Origin of the sequence: Paraburkholderia sp. BR14374 (assembly GCF_040948685.1) — a bacterium.
GTDB lineage: Bacteria > Pseudomonadota > Gammaproteobacteria > Burkholderiales > Burkholderiaceae > Paraburkholderia > Paraburkholderia youngii.
In genome coordinates this window covers 157,650-172,187 of sequence record NZ_JBFPKF010000012.1, presented here as the reverse complement: position 1 = coordinate 172,187, position 14,538 = coordinate 157,650, and the positions used below count along the sequence as shown (strand labels likewise).

Annotated in this window: 15 protein-coding genes and 1 pseudogene; 10 read left to right on the top strand and 6 right to left on the bottom strand. The window is 63.6% G+C overall.

What is annotated here, in order from left to right; all coding sequences use genetic code 11:
• Positions 1 to 48 precede the first annotated feature (48 nt).
• Positions 49 to 366 carry a hypothetical protein gene (locus tag AB3X86_RS25370; protein ID WP_013092374.1) on the top strand — a complete coding sequence of 106 codons (318 nt, stop codon included), beginning with the start codon at positions 49 to 51 and terminating at the stop codon, positions 364 to 366.
• Here the strand turns inward: AB3X86_RS25370 and AB3X86_RS25365 are convergent.
• A complete protein-coding gene (locus AB3X86_RS25365; RefSeq protein WP_368598151.1) occupies positions 350 to 1,054 on the bottom strand; it encodes a LuxR family transcriptional regulator in 705 nt (234 codons plus the stop codon). The two genes, AB3X86_RS25370 and AB3X86_RS25365, sit on opposite strands and share 17 nt — an antisense overlap.
• 573 nt (positions 1,055 to 1,627) lie before the next feature.
• On the opposite strand from AB3X86_RS25365, the gene AB3X86_RS25360 reads away from it, so the two are divergent.
• The 7 genes from AB3X86_RS25360 to araD all read left to right on the top strand — a co-directional run bounded on the left by AB3X86_RS25360 (position 1,628) and on the right by araD (position 9,830).
• Positions 1,628 to 2,617, top strand: coding sequence for a dihydrodipicolinate synthase family protein (locus AB3X86_RS25360; protein ID WP_368598150.1), 990 nt, complete (start codon positions 1,628 to 1,630; stop codon positions 2,615 to 2,617).
• The gene (locus AB3X86_RS25355) at positions 2,614 to 3,558 is read left to right on the top strand and encodes an SMP-30/gluconolactonase/LRE family protein (RefSeq protein ID WP_176125456.1); all 945 of its coding nucleotides are present in this window, start codon (positions 2,614 to 2,616) and stop codon (positions 3,556 to 3,558) included. The genes AB3X86_RS25360 and AB3X86_RS25355 overlap by 4 nt, the downstream gene beginning before the upstream one ends.
• A gap of 252 nt (positions 3,559 to 3,810) precedes the next feature.
• Positions 3,811 to 4,980, top strand: a complete 1,170-nt coding sequence (locus AB3X86_RS25350; RefSeq protein WP_368598149.1) for an ABC transporter substrate-binding protein — start codon at positions 3,811 to 3,813, stop codon at positions 4,978 to 4,980.
• Positions 4,981 to 5,151: 171 nt separating this feature from the next.
• The gene (locus AB3X86_RS25345) at positions 5,152 to 6,231 is read left to right on the top strand and encodes an ABC transporter ATP-binding protein (RefSeq protein WP_368598148.1); all 1,080 of its coding nucleotides are present in this window, start codon (positions 5,152 to 5,154) and stop codon (positions 6,229 to 6,231) included.
• Positions 6,228 to 7,115: an ABC transporter permease gene (locus tag AB3X86_RS25340; protein ID WP_368598147.1), complete on the top strand. Its 888-nt coding sequence runs from the start codon at positions 6,228 to 6,230 to the stop codon at positions 7,113 to 7,115. Before AB3X86_RS25345 ends, AB3X86_RS25340 begins: the two co-directional genes overlap by 4 nt.
• Positions 7,115 to 8,062, top strand: a complete 948-nt coding sequence (locus tag AB3X86_RS25335) for an ABC transporter permease (RefSeq protein ID WP_368598146.1) — start codon at positions 7,115 to 7,117, stop codon at positions 8,060 to 8,062. The genes AB3X86_RS25340 and AB3X86_RS25335 overlap by 1 nt, the downstream gene beginning before the upstream one ends.
• 31 nt (positions 8,063 to 8,093) lie before the next feature.
• Positions 8,094 to 9,830: an L-arabinonate dehydratase gene (araD, locus tag AB3X86_RS25330; protein WP_368598145.1), complete on the top strand. Its 1,737-nt coding sequence runs from the start codon at positions 8,094 to 8,096 to the stop codon at positions 9,828 to 9,830.
• Positions 9,831 to 9,833: 3 nt separating this feature from the next.
• Here araD and AB3X86_RS25325 read toward each other — a convergent pair whose 3' ends face one another.
• Both AB3X86_RS25325 and AB3X86_RS25320 read right to left on the bottom strand, forming a co-directional pair.
• Positions 9,834 to 10,439, bottom strand: coding sequence for a short chain dehydrogenase (locus tag AB3X86_RS25325; RefSeq protein ID WP_176106699.1), 606 nt, complete (start codon positions 10,437 to 10,439; stop codon positions 9,834 to 9,836).
• 148 nt (positions 10,440 to 10,587) lie between these two features.
• Entirely contained in the window at positions 10,588 to 11,040 is a 453-nt protein-coding gene (locus AB3X86_RS25320) for a DUF3005 domain-containing protein (protein WP_176125462.1), read from the bottom strand.
• Between the two features lie 325 nt (positions 11,041 to 11,365).
• On the opposite strand from AB3X86_RS25320, the gene AB3X86_RS25315 reads away from it, so the two are divergent.
• Positions 11,366 to 11,599: a hypothetical protein gene (locus AB3X86_RS25315; protein ID WP_013092363.1), complete on the top strand. Its 234-nt coding sequence runs from the start codon at positions 11,366 to 11,368 to the stop codon at positions 11,597 to 11,599.
• A 146-nt stretch (positions 11,600 to 11,745) separates the two neighbouring features.
• The gene (gene epsC, locus AB3X86_RS25310) at positions 11,746 to 12,672 is read left to right on the top strand and encodes a serine O-acetyltransferase EpsC (RefSeq protein WP_176125463.1); all 927 of its coding nucleotides are present in this window, start codon (positions 11,746 to 11,748) and stop codon (positions 12,670 to 12,672) included.
• A gap of 35 nt (positions 12,673 to 12,707) precedes the next feature.
• On the opposite strand, the gene AB3X86_RS25305 is transcribed toward epsC, so the two are convergent.
• The 3 genes and pseudogenes from AB3X86_RS25305 to AB3X86_RS25295 form a co-directional block, all read right to left on the bottom strand.
• On the bottom strand, positions 12,708 to 13,220 hold the full coding sequence (locus tag AB3X86_RS25305) for a metal-dependent hydrolase (RefSeq protein WP_368598144.1): 513 nt from the start codon (positions 13,218 to 13,220) through the stop codon (positions 12,708 to 12,710).
• Positions 13,221 to 13,368: 148 nt separating this feature from the next.
• Positions 13,369 to 13,878: a hypothetical protein gene (locus tag AB3X86_RS25300; RefSeq protein WP_176106695.1), complete on the bottom strand. Its 510-nt coding sequence runs from the start codon at positions 13,876 to 13,878 to the stop codon at positions 13,369 to 13,371.
• Between the two features lie 92 nt (positions 13,879 to 13,970).
• Positions 13,971 to 14,117: pseudogene (locus AB3X86_RS25295) on the bottom strand (porin); the annotation flags it as partial.
• Between the last annotated feature and the right edge of the window lie 421 nt (positions 14,118 to 14,538).

The window sequence follows — 14,538 nt, the reverse complement described above, 5'->3', positions numbered from 1 at the left end:
ATCGCAAAATTCACACACGTATCCGCCCCCAACCTACAAGGGTCCAAAATGGAACTCCTCGACAATCACTGGCAACCGCAAACCCACCTCCAGGCGCGTCCCTCGGAGGTCTCTTCGGCAGTGGATCGTGTTCTGATCATTGCCTACCGGAAGAAGAAAAAGGAGAGCCAGCGTCGTTTCTGGGCTCGCTTCGGCGTCACGCAGTCGCGCGGCAGCCGCTTCGAGTCGGGTGCGGAGATCCCGGCGCCGGTGTCGATCCTGCTTGGCCTTTACTTCATGAAAACCGTGTCGGACGCCGATCTGGGTCGCGCCGAGCGCGTGATGTACAGCCGCGACGCGGCCGCGCTGCTCAACCCGGGTCAATAAGCCCAAGCTGGGCCGCGATCACGGCGGCCGCGCGCCGTGAATTCACGCCGAATTTCGCCCTGATGTTTTTCATGTGGAAGTTCACCACGGCTTCCGAGCAACTTAGGATGTGGGATATCTCCCACGTGGATTTGCCGCGCGCGGTCCATTTCAGACATTCGCGCTCGCGCGGAGTCAGCTTCGGCATCAAGCTCTGCGCATGCGAATCCAGATGCTGTTTGCTGGTGTCGATCACCAGGTCGCGCAACAGCACGAGGTTCGGCAACGCGGCGTTCACATGGCGCCTGAACCCGTCCGACGGCTTGTCGTCATTGACGAAGCACATCATGCCGGCTTCCTGATTCGGCCCGTGAATCGGCAGCGTCACGCCCGCACCCAAGCCGTACGAGCAGGCTTCCTCGTACAGGGCTTGCTGTGGCGGGGTGGCGAAAATCTCTGGCGTCCAGATGAGCGGCGCGGAGCGTGACAGGCAGTGCGCGACCGTCGGGTCGATATGCACCATGCCCTGTTCGTCATAGGTCTGCCGCCATGCCGGCGCGTAAGTGCTGCGCAGGTAAGCGTCCTCGAGACGCATGGTGGGCCGCGGCAGCATCGCGACCAGTATCCTGTCGAAGCCCCACGTTTCGGCGAGGCCCGCAATCACGCCGAACCATTCCGCCTCGTCGGCGGCGTCCAGTAGCGGTGCCATCTGCTCGATAAAGTGTAGCGACAATTTTTGGCTCTCTCAGGCTCGCAAACATCCCATTCGCGGTTATTGGCAGACAAACTTCGGTCCGCTCTTTTGGTCCGCATAATCTATCACTAAAAACTCGAAAGCAATGCGCTGCTGCTCCGCGGGGTAAACGATAGCAGCCATGTGATAGCAAGGGCGGTGTTGCCTATTATTATGCTGATTGAAATAGATTTTTAACCCGCCCGGGTCTCGGGCGAGAAATGCGGCTAATCGGCATCAGGCTACCGCATTTTAATGTGTTTCATTGACAGCATTATTTCTTTCGTGCTTCGGAATTAATTCGCATTTATTCGATTATTTGGGAAGGCGGGTTATTTTCCCGTCGCTTCGGTCTTGCCAGGAAGCGCTGCGCCGTTTCCGTGTGGGCTGCGGCCACATTGTTATACAAAAGGAAATTTCTGGGCGGTTCGTGGGCAATTCGCCGCCGACGGCCTCTTGGGGCGATCGCCATGTGCAGGTTGTTTGACAACATTGTGATGCCGATGCTACCGTGAAACCTCCGCCCAGCACGTTTGCGCCTCAACCATCATGAACGATTCTCCGCTGCGCGACGGCGAGTTCGCCGCGTCGGTCATGGCCGTGCCGCCGCTCGCGCGCCGCGCCGACTACACGCTCGACCCTGCTCGAAATCTCGCGCTGATCCGCCATATCGAAGCGGGTGGCGTACGCACGCTACTGTATGGCGGCAACGCGAACCTCTATCACGTCGCGGTCAGTGAATATCACGAGCTACTGGACCTGCTCGCCGAAGCCGCGAGTCCGGGGACACGCGTGATTCCGGCGCTCGGTCCCGACTACGGCAAGATGCTCGATCAGGCGCGCATCCTCGCGCAGACGCGTTACCGCACCGCGATGGTGCTGCCGCTCGGCGGCGTTACGACGTCCGAGGGCGTCGAGACTGGCCTCACGCGGATCGCCGACACGGCCGGCATGCCGCTCACCTTGTATATCAAGAGCGAAAACTACGTGGCTGTCGATGCGCTCGCGCGGCTCGTCGAGCGTGGCACGTTGAGCGCGGTCAAATACGCGATCCCGCGCGAAGATCCCGCCGACGATCCCTATCTGCGCCGGCTGCTGCAATGCGTGCCGGCCGCGAAGATCGTATCGGGCATGGGCGAGCGGCCAGCGCTCGTGCATCTGCGCGAGTTCGGGCTGGCAGCGTGGACGACCGGCAGCGGCTGCATCGCGCCGAACATGGTGATGGCGTTGCTGCGCGCGGTGCAAAGCGGCCGGAGCGCCGATGGCACCGATAGCGCGGACAACGACACCGCCCAGCGTTTGTACGATGCGTTCATGCCGCTCGAAACGCTGCGTAACGACATCTCGCCGATCCGCGTGCTGCACGACGCGATTACGTTCACGGGCCTCGCCGAGATGGGGCCGTTGCTGCCGCTACTCAGTTCGACACCGCGCGAGCATCATGCGAAGATCGCGCAGACCGCGTGCACGCTGCTCGCTCTCGAGCGCGAGTTCGCACCCACCCAATCGAACCGCTCCGACACGCAGGCAAGCACATGACCGAACACAGCCGACGCTATCCCGATCCTTCCATCCGTGTGTTCGATCCGCGCTTCAAGTCGTTGATCATCGCATCGGCGTCGGTCGAATGCCTGTATCAGGGCACGCGCTGGTCGGAGGGGCCGGTGTGGTTCGGCGACGGCCGCTATCTGCTGTGGAGCGATATTCCGAACGACCGCATCCTGCGCTGGGACGAAACGACGGGCGCGGTCAGCACGTTCCGTCAATCGTCGAACAACGCGAACGGCCATACGCGCGATCGCGAAGGGCGTCTCGTCAGTTGCGAGCACCTGACGCGGCGTGTGACGCGCACCGAGTACGACGGCTCGATCACCGTGCTCGCCGACCGCTATCAGGGCAAGCGCTTCAATTCGCCGAACGACGTGGTCGTCAAATCGGACGGCTCGATCTGGTTTACCGACCCGACCTTCGGCATCGAAGGTTTCTACGAGGGCGAGCAGCAGCAGTCCGAACTGAAGCCGTGCGTGTATCGGATCGACGGGCAGTCGGGCGAGGTGTCGATGGTCATCGACGACGTGCTCGCCCCGAACGGTCTCGCGTTTTCGCCGGACGAGTCGCTGCTGTACGTGGTCCAATCGCGCGGCGAGCCGCGCAAGATCCGCGTATTCGATGTCGAGGCCAATGGCAAAGGCACGACGGTATCGAACAACCGCGTGCTGATCGACGCGGGTCCGGGCACGCCCGACGGCTTTCGGGTGGACGTACACGGCAACCTGTGGTGCGGCTGGGGCATGGGCACCGACGAACTCGACGGCGTGCGCGTCTTCACCGCGCAAGGCGAGCCGCTCGGCCATATCGCGCTACCGGAGCGTTGCGCGAACGTTTGCTTCGGCGGACGGCATCGCAACCGCCTGTTCATGGCGGCGAGCCACGGCTTGTATTCGCTGTTCGTCAATACGCAGGGCGTGCGCGGGGGTTGAGCAGTTGTCCGCTAACCAGACAACAGGTGTTGCAGCCACTGCGGATGCTGGGGTTTGCCCTTAATTCGCGTTACCAGGCATTGAACGGCATGGATTTCACGTCAATCGAGCCACTTTTGACCAGGCCTCGCGCTCTCGACTATTTGCTTGACATCGGCTGTTACGCTTCGCTATGTTCCCTTGGTAGAAAGATACCGCCCGCATGCAACACATCGACCAGCGGGCTTCCATACCAAGAAGCGAGGAGACGCAATGACTGTTTCGCACAGGCTGTCGTTCAAGCTGGTATCCGTCTGTATCGCCGCGAGTGCGGCGTTCGCTCTTGCCGCGCACGCGGCCGATCCGGTTACGATCAACATCGTCGACGTGGCCGGCGATCTGCAACTCACGCAGAAGGGCTTCGAGGCGTTCAAGGCGAAGAATCCGAATCTCATTGCGAACATCACGTTCACGAACGCTCCGTCGCCGCAATTGCCCGGCAAGATCAAGGCGATGCAGGCCGCGGGACGCTCCGACATCGACCTCGTATTGACCGGCACCGACGCGCTCGCGGCCGGCATCGAACAGAACCTGTGGATCAAGCTGCTGCCCGATAACGCGGCGCAGTTCCCCGGTGTGCTCGACAAGTACGCGCCGGGCCCGCGCAAGATGCAGGATCTAGCACAGGGCTACGGTCTCGAGGTCGCGTATATGCCGGCTGGCCCGCTGCTCGAATACAACCCGGCCAAGGTCAGCGATCCGCCGAAGACACCCGAGCAACTGCTGCAGTGGTGCAAGGCCCACCCCGACAAGCTGATCTACGCGCGGCCGGCCAATTCCGGTCCTGGCCGCACGTTCCTGATGGGCCTGCCCTATGTGCTCGGCGACAAGGACCCGCAGGACCCGGTGCACGGCTGGGACAAGACGTGGGCGTACCTGAAGCAGTTGAACGACTGCATTCCGTACTATCCGGGCGGCACCTCGGCGGTGATGAAGGAACTGGGCGAAGGCACGCGCGACATGACCGTGACCGTGACCGGATGGGACATCAATCCGCGCGCGCTCGGCATCGTGCCGGCCGAATTCCGCGTACAGCCGTTCGACAACATGACGTGGGTCAACGACGCGCACTACATGGTGGTTCCGAAGGGCGTGCCGAAGGAAAAGCTGGACGTGCTGTACAAGATGATGAACTTCATGCTGGAGCCCGCGCAGCAGGCATTGACCTACGACGACGGCTACTTCTACCCGGGCCCGGCGATCAAGGGCGTCACGTTCGAGCAGGCGCCCGCGCATAGCCAGGAGGTGCTGCAAAAGTATGGCCGACCGGAATACGCGAAGATGTTGAGCGATCGTCCGCATGCGTTACCGCTGAATGCGGCGGCAATGGTCGCAGCCTTCAGGAAGTGGGATACCGACATCGGCGCGCAGAAGACCCGCTAGGCCTTCACCATTGCGGCGGAAAACGAGGCGAAACGCAGCGCGCCGTGAGGTAGCGCCGCGCTGCGTGTTTGCGGCGACCACGCGCGCCTCGGCTCAACTGCCTGATGCGCCGCGCGCACCGCACGCGCGGCACTTGCGACACCCGTCGTCTCACGCGGATCAGGAAACCGTATGAAGCATCACTTTGAGCAGTTACGGCTCGACTCGGTGAGCCGCAGTTTCACGAACGCGCAAGGTCACGCGATCGCCGCGCTGCAGGGTCTCGATCTGACGATCCGGCGCGGCGAGTTCATCGCGCTGCTGGGACCTTCGGGTTGTGGCAAATCGACGGCGCTGAACTGCATCGCCGGATTGCAGCCGCTCACCGGCGGCGGCATCTGGCTCGACGAGCGGCGCATCGACGTGCTGCCGCCGGAAAAGCGCGGCTTCGGCATGGTGTTCCAGAACTACGCGCTGTTCCCGCACATGAGCGTGCTCGACAACGTCGGCTTCGGGCTGAAGATGCGCGGCGTCGGCAAAAGCGAGATCGCGCGCCGTGCACGCGAGGCCTTGAAACTGGTGCAACTGACAGGGCATGAGCAGAAACTGCCCGGCCAATTGTCCGGTGGCCAGCAGCAGCGTGTCGCGATCGCGCGTGCGATCGTCATCGAACCGCCGCTGATCCTGATGGACGAGCCGCTGTCGAATCTCGATACGAAACTGCGCATCGAAATGCGCGCGGAGATTCGCCGCATCCATACGCAGCTCGAACGCGCGACGCTGTACGTGACGCATGATCAGGACGAAGCGCTGTCGATGGCCGATCGCATCGTCGTGATGAGGGAGGGCGTCGTGCAGCAGGTCGCGACGCCGAAAGAGGTCTATACGCGGCCGCGCAATCTGCATGTCGCGCGCTTCATGGGCTATCGCAACGTCGCCGAGTTCACGCTGGAGGGCATGCAAGGCGAGGGCGTCGTGGTCAGTGCGAACGGTGTGCGGCTGATCGGCACGGCGATGGCCGGCTTCGACAGCAAGCGCGTGAGCGTCGCGCTGCGCCCCGAAGACATGGAGCGCGCCGAGCCCGGCGCCGACAACGCGTTCGAGGCGCTGATCGACGCGGTCGAATACGGCGGCCACGATTCGCTGCTGCGCGTGAAGACCGCGTTCGGCGACGTGTGGGTGCGCGTGACCGGTGAATGCGCGGAGGGCGAGCGCATCATGCTGCGCGTGCGGCCGTCGTGCGTGCTGGTCTACGATGCCGAGGCCGCATGAACACGCCGACGTTCGTCCCCCCGCTTACTCCCCGCGCGCCGCGCGATGCCAAGGCCTGGCTCGTCGCGCCGGCGCTGCTCTTTATCGTCGCGCTGTTCATTTATCCGTTCGCGTACGGTCTCGCGCTGTCGTTCCGGCCGATGAACGGCGGCGGTCTATGGGCCAACTATCTGACGTTCTTCACCGACACGTCGATGTGGCCGACGATCCTCGTCACGCTCAAGCTGTCGGTGCCGGCCACGCTGATCAACGTCGGCGTATCGGTGCCGGTCGCGTTCGCACTGCGCCGCTACTCGCGTTATCAGAAGATCGTCACGACGCTGCTGGTGATTCCGGTGACGCTCGGCACCGTGCTGATCGCCGACGGCATGCTCACGTATTTCGGTCCGCACGGCTGGCTGCCGCAGGCATTGCAGGCGCTGCATCTGTACACGCAAGAGGTGCGGCTCACGCACAATTTCACGGGCGTGCTGCTGTCGCTGATCGTGTCGGGCTTTCCGTTCGCGTTTCTGTTGACGCTGTCGTACGTGACCGGCATCGACCCGACGCTCGCGAGCGCGGCGGCGACGCTCGGCGCGAGTCCGTGGCAGCAGTTTCGCCGCATTTATTTTCCGCTGCTCGTGCCGGGGCTCACGATGGCCGCGTGTCTGTCGTTCGTGCAGGCGTTCTCGGTGTTTCCGTCGGCGGTGCTGCTCGGCGCGCCCGCGGGTCCGACGCGCGTGATGTCGATTGCCGCGGCCGAAGCCGCATTCGAGAGCTACGACTATTCGCTCGCGTCGGCGATCGCGATGGTGATGGGCTTCGTGCAACTGCTGGTGGTCGCCGCGCTGCTCGGCGCGCGCCGCTGGTTCTATCGTGGTCCCGTTACGGGAGGCAAAGGCTGATGACGACCGATCGTCGTGCGACGCAGCCCGACTGGCCCGCGTCCACCTCCGCTTCCGCATCCGCGGCGCCGCAGCCGGGCGATGGCGCCCGCGAGCCCGCGCAACACGCGCGTCAGCGCGCGAACCTGCCGGGCCGCATCTGGCAGGTGCTGGTGTGGGCCGTGATGGCGTTTTTCCTGATCAACGTCGTGCTGCTGATTGCGACGGTCGCGGTGAATTCGATCGCGACGCGCTGGTTCGGCACCGCGTTGCCGCAAGGCTTCACGCTGCACTGGTATGCACAGGCGTGGAGCGACTTCCAGCTCGCGAGCGTGCTGTGGGTGACCGTGCAGGTGGTCGGCGCGGTCGTGCTGCTGTCGGTGCTGCTCGGCGTGCCTGCCGCGTATGCGCTCGCGCGCGTGCAATTCCGCGGCAAGCGTCTTGCGATGCTGATCTTTCTGCTGCCGCTGATGGTGCCGCCCGTCACCTACGGCATTCCGATGGCGACCGTGATGTACAAGGTCGGCCTCGCCGGCACGCTATGGGGCGTGATTCTTGCGAACCTCGTACCGGCGCTGCCGTTCGTGATTCTGGTGATGACACCGTTCATCGAGCAGATCGATCCGAATCTCGAAGCGGCCGCGCGCATTTTCGGCGCGAACACGTTGCGCTACTTCCGTTACGTGCTGCTGCCGCTGCTCGTGCCGGGTATGCTGGCCGCAGGGTTGCTCGTGCTGGTGCGTACGATCGGCATGTTCGAGCTGACGTTCTTTACGGCCGGTCCTGCCACCCAAACGCTGGTGGTCGCGTTGTACTACGCTGTGTTTTCGACCGGCGTGCGCGCGCCGCAATCGATCGATGCGATGGCGATGATCTATATGGCGATCACGTTGATCTGGGTGCTGATCGCACTACAATTCGTGAGCCCGACGCAGATCGTGTCTCGCGTGAAAGAACAGCGGCGCTGATGCGTGGTCGGCGTCAATCGTGGAGTAGACGTTGACGAAGAGAAAGACCCCCGAGGAATTGCGCAGTCATCGCTGGTATGGCGCGAACGATCTGCGTTCGTTCGGCCACCGCTCGCGCACCGCGCAGATGGGCTACAACCGGGAGGAATACGCGGGCAAGCCGGTCATCGCGATTCTCAACACGTGGAGCGAGATCAATCCGTGCCACACGCATTTCAAGCAGCGCGTCGAGGAAGTGAAGCGCGGCATCTGGCAGGCCGGCGGCTTCCCAATCGAGTTGCCTGTGCAGACGCTGTCCGAGCCGTTCCAGAAGCCCACCACGATGCTGTACCGCAATTTCCTCGCGATGGAAGCCGAGGAGATGCTGCGCTCGTACCCCGCCGACGGCGTCGTGCTGATGGGCGGCTGCGACAAGACCACCCCCGCGCTGCTGATGGGCGCGATCTCGATGGATCTGCCCGCTATCTTTCTGCCCGCCGGCCCGATGCTGCGCGGCAACTGGAACGGCGTGACGCTCGGTTCGGGTTCCGATTCATGGCGATACTGGGCCGAACTGCGCGCGGGCACGCTGACGCCGGAAGACTGGCAGGGCGTCGAGGGCGGCATCGCTCGCTCGCCGGGGCACTGCATGACGATGGGCACTGCGTCGACGATGACCAGCGCGGCCGAAGCGCTGGGCTTCACGCTGCCCGGCTTCGCGTCGACTCCCGCACCCGATTCGCGCCATGCGCAGATGGCCGCGAAAACCGGCATACGTATCGTCGAGATGGTGTGGGAGGATCTGAAGCCGTCGGACCTGATCACCGCGGCCTCGGTCGATAACGCGGTGACGACTTGTGTCGCGCTGTCCGGCTCGACCAATTCGGTCGTGCATATGATCGCGCTCGCACGGCGCGCGGGCATCGAGTTGACGCTCGATCGCTTCGACGAGATCGCGCGTCGCACGCCCGTGCTCGCGAACATCCGGCCGACCGGCGCCTATCTGATGGAGGACTTTTTCTACGCTGGCGGTCTGCGCGCGCTGCTCGCGGAACTGGGCGAGCTGATCGACGGTTCTCAGAAAACCGTGAACGGCCGCACGCTCGGCGAGAACCTCGCGGGCGCGCGGATTTTCAACGACGACGTGATCCGCCGCCGCACGAATCCGCTACTGCGCGACAGCAGCCTCGCGGTGCTGCGCGGCAATCTCGCGCCCGACGGCGCGGTGATCAAGCCCGGCGCGGCCGAGCCGCATCTGCTCGTTCATACGGGCCGCGCGGTCGTGTTCAGCGACTACAACGACATGGCCGCGCGCATCGACGACGACGCGCTCGACATCGACGAAAGCTGCGTGCTGGTGCTGCAGCACGCGGGGCCGGTCGGCGCGGGCATGCCCGAGTGGGGGCAACTGCCGATCCCGCGCAAGCTGCTGCAAAAAGGCGTGCGCGACATGGTGCGCATCTCCGACGCGCGGATGAGCGGCACGAGCTATGGCGCGTGCGTGCTGCATGTGGCGCCCGAGGCGTTCGTCGGCGGGCCGCTGGGGTTGGTGCGAAGCGGCGATCTGATCGAGCTCGATGTGCCGCGCCGCAGGCTGAACCTGCTGATATCGGACGAAGAGTTCGCGCGCCGCAAGGCTGCGTGGGTCAAGCCGGCGGCGCGCTTCGAGCGCGGCTATGGCGCCCTGCATCAAGCGCACGTGATGCAGGCGGACCAAGGCTGCGATTTCGACTTCCTGCAGCGCGGCGGCGCGAGTCCGGAAACCTCGGGCGAACCGGAAATTCACTGACGCTCAATACCCGACGCGATACACGCGCCCCGTCTGCGCGCCTTCCACGCTGCGCAGATAAGCAAGCGCAGCGCGTTGTGCGCTGACGGGCTCGAAGCCGCGAAAGAACGGCGCATAAGCCTCCATCGACTCGGTCAGCACGGTCGGACTCACCACGTTGATGCGCAGCCCGCGCGGCAGTTCGATCGCCGCGCCACGCACGAAGCCTTCCAGCGCGAGATTGACGGTCGTCGCGCTCGCGCCCTGCGCGATCGGCTCGTCGCCCAGAATGCCGCTTGTCAGCGTGAACGAACCGCCGTCGGTCACGTACGGCAGCGCCGCGAACACGACGTTGATCTGGCCCATCAGCTTGTCGCGCAGCCCGACCCAGAACTGCTCGATACTCATCTGCGCCAGCGGACCGAAATGCACGTTGCCGGTCGCGGTGACGACGCCGTCCACCTTGCCGATGTCGCGAAACAGCCGCTCGACGCTCGCGGGGTCCGTGCTGTCGACGTGATATTGCCCGCGCGTCGCGCCCACCTCGATCACTTCGTGACGCGCCTTCAACCCCTCGCTGACGGCGTGGCCCAGCGTGCCCGTGGCACCGATGACGACGATCCTTTTCATCCGCAACTCCGTTAAACGAACCAACGATAAACAAAGCAAAGCACGCACCAGAATAAAACGGTGCGTGCTGCGTGAATGCCTGATTTAATCGGAATAAATGCGGTAATTCAAACGCGCGCGTATAAAGGGATGATACGCGCGCGTCCGCCTATTTCACGCGGTGTAATTCGATAACGCGCGCGGGCCGCAAATGATTGAGCGCATAGTGAATCCGGCCGCGATCCTGGCGCTGTCCGACTGGACGCGGGTCGATGTACTGGTTGTCGGCCGAGTAGACGGCGAGCGGCTCGACCATGCCCTTGTCGATCACCGCGTAACCGGGCTCGAGCGCGAGCAGCAGATGGTTGCCGCCAAGCCGGCTGTCGAAGCCGGCCATGCCGTCGAGCGCCTCGGGCACGCTGTTCTCGAGCGTCGCATTGCTGGTGGTGATTTCGTCGGGCGAGATCGCGCCGTGGCCCGCCAGACGGGCCGCTTCATGGTTCTTGCCGTCGGTGTCTACGGTGCTGTCGTGCGTGCGATCGTTGTGCAGGTCCGTGGTTGGTGGGTCCTTCGGGTCTGGTTTCGTGCCGGCGTTTTCGGGTTTGCTGATCGCGCTGTTCATCGTGCATCTCCTGAAGAGGACATTCGAAGAAAAGAGCAAAAGCCGTTCCGACTGACACGGCGCCGCTGTGCGCGGGAGTCGCGATGCGTTGTCCGCCATGATTCGATGCGAGTGGCGTTGCCTCGCGATTGAATGGCGATGACGTCCGCGATTCATTTCGTTTTTTTAATGGACGCGTATTTTCTACAGAGTATGATTCTACTCCTGCGACCGACGCGCGGATAAATTGGCGGCATGCTCCGGCTGTTCACGGTGGTCGGAAAAAATTAACAAACAAATGGCCGCGCGACTGAAAATGTTACGGGGCTTCAGGGGCGGGTGACTCATGCACTTCGATGCTGCATTCACACATCGCGGCTATCTATTGAATTGCGAACCGGCGCGCTCGGGCGACGGCTCCTGGCAACCGTATGTGGTGATCTCGCGCTCGAGCGACGGCGAACTGGTCGCCAACCGTTTCTTCCCCACGGAACTGCGTTTCTCAGACGAAGCCGCCGCGATCGCGCACGCGCGCGATTGGGCAGTGCGCTGGATCGACGCGAGCAGTCTGACAATCTGACGTCAGGGAACGATGCATGCGTGCAGGCACGCGCCGACGCAACGAGCCGAGCCGATCTGCGCGCCGCCGGGCGGGCAGCGTTAAAACGCGGTAATCTCTGCTGGATAACCACTTTGAACCGTGCACGCTGCACGGCGCCGTCCCTTATGCCCAACGAGCCTTCCCCGAACTGGGGCCTTGAACAGATCGTCGCCGACCTGCGCGCCTCGCGCGAGCAATTGCATCGCACGCGGCATCCGCTCGGCATTCGCGAGTTGCCATCGCGCGAAGCGGTGGTCAATATCGTGACCGGCTTGCGCGCCGCGATGTTTCCGACGCACTACGGCGCGCCCGATCTAACCGACGAGACGGTCGACTACTACGTCGGCCACACGCTCGAAAGCACGTTGCGGCTGCTCGCCGAACAGATTCGCCGCGCGCTGCGCTTCCTGCCAGAATTCGGCGCGACGCCCGACGCCGAGTTGCGCGAGCGCGCGTTCGCGGTGGCGCGCGAGTTCGCCACGCAGCTGGCGGGCATCCGCGCGCTGCTCGTCAGCGACATCCAGGCTGCGTACACCGGCGACCCCGCCGCGCAGCACATCACCGAAATCCTGCTGTGCTATCCGGGCGTGTGGGCGATGACGCATCACCGGCTCGCGCATGCGCTGCATCGGCTCGGCGTGCCGCTGCTCGCGCGCTTCATCAACGAGATCGCGCACTCGGCGACCGGCATCGACATTCACCCGGGCGCGACGATCGGGTCGAGCTTCTTCATCGATCACGGCACCGGCGTGGTGATCGGCGAGACCGCGATCATCGGTGAGCGCGTGCGCGTGTACCAGGCGGTCACGCTCGGCGCGAAGAGTTTCGCGGCCGACGAAGACGGCATGCTGATAAAGGGCAACGCCCGGCATCCGATCGTCGAGGACGACGTCGTGATCTACGCGGGCGCGACGATTCTCGGACGCGTGACGATCGGGCGCGGATCGGTGATCGGCGGCAACGTGTGGCTCACGCATAGCGTGCCGCCGGGCAGCAGCGTATCGCAAGGCAAGATCCGCGAAGGAGAGCGCACCGACAATGGGCGGCAGTGATGCTCGCCTGGCCGCGGCCGGCTGCATCGCTGCGCCTAGCTGATCGGCCAATGGCGTAACCACGGCAACGCATGCATGCCATGCCGCCACACATGCTCGCCGATGAACCACGCGGCCACCCACGACGCCGCGACGACGATGAGATCGCAGTGCCCGCTATTCCATAGATTCAACGAATGTCGCCCGGCGATCCACGGCACGCCGAGCGGATTCGGCCAGTCGGCGAGCAGATGCATCAGGCCGCCGCACGCGAAGCCGAACGCGGGCGCCGCGTAGATCGAATGTCCGAGCATGTGATACGACGCCGCGAGCAGCGCGAGCCAGCCGATGCCCCAATGCGTCAACGTGCGATGCGTGATCCACAGCCGCCGCGCGCGCGACCACCATGCAACTTCGAGCCAGTCCGGCGCGGTGCTGCCGGCCACGCCGGCGATGAAGCTCAGCAGCACGCCAGCGTGAAACGGACCGCCGCCGCTGCGCGCGACGATCGCCGCCGCGATGATGCCGGCTGCGAAACCGGTCGCATGATGCGCTTTGCTGGATGCCATCGACATTCGCGACACAAGTGCCGCGCGAAAAACAAAGGGCGGCTATGTTCGCAGATGAGCGCGTAAAAAAATAGCCGATGGGCGAGATATAAATTCGCGCATCGGCCTTGCGTGAGCGAGCGCACGGCGTTCAAGTGCGCCGCGCCGCTCAGGTCGCGCAGCGTGCGATAGCGAAGCGCATTTCCTCTTCGGGTGGATCGTCGGGCGCATTGGCCGGATGCATGACCTTGATGACCGTGCTGCCGTTGAGCGGGGTCAGCGTGACGAAGTACGAGTTGTGCGAATCGGCGCCGACCGCGAGTTCGGTCGCGGCGCCGGTGTGCGACGTACGCACGCGCGGCAGACGTCCTTCGAGGCAAGCGGCGATGGACGCAGGCGTGCGTGACGACGACACGTACACGAGCGGCGCGGACGCATCGCGCGCGGGGCCGCCCGACGAACCGCAAGCGGCGAGGGTGGCAGTGAGGGCGGCAGCGGGGGCAAGCAGGAGAAGTCTTTTCATGATCCGATCGTCGGCGTTCCCAGTCATGCATGGGAAGGTGAGGCGCGGGCGAAGCGCGATGCGCTGGCGAACAGCGCGATGCTTCGCGACGAAGCTGCCGTGCAGGCGGCGCGGTTTCGCGGCGTCGCACGGCGGCCGGGGCAGTATACCGAGCAAGCGCCGGCGTCGTCACTAGCGCGGCCGGGGAATCGCCTTGCAGCGACACGGTGTGCCCCTTCGGCTTGCCCGAGCCGTTGGAGCCGCTCACCTTCCTCGCTGCCACGCGGACCAAAGCAGGTGTTCGACAATGAGCCGCTGCCCTGCTGCCAGTTGCTGTGGCCGCCCTGGTTGTTCGAGTAGACGAGACCCGCGTCGAGCGATCCGTACCACGTGACGCTGTGCATGTTGAGCGCCATTTCCAGCGAAGTGTAATTACCGCTATGCAGATATTTAATTAGTCGACTTACAACAGTTTTTTAGAATCCGCGATTATGTGAATTAGTCGTATAAGTGCCGGTCCCCAAAAGGAAATTGTTTTACAGGTGAATGGGCGGCTGCTCTGTCAAGTCCACCGACGTTGCCGGACCGTTACAACATAAGGCCTCCCGGCCAGCATCGGATGCCCTCACCGATTCTCACCGTTTTACGCAACGCAGTCTTACGAAGAAAGCGTTAAATCATGGTGGGAGGCCACTTATAATTTAGATAGACCCCTTCGACCAAAGGGTGTCTTTTTCATTTTCACGCGCGGCTTTCGGGCCGCGTTTTTTTATCTGACATTTAAAGCGGTTTTACACATCGTCGCATAAGGGTAAATAGAATTTTTCACCCCTGGAG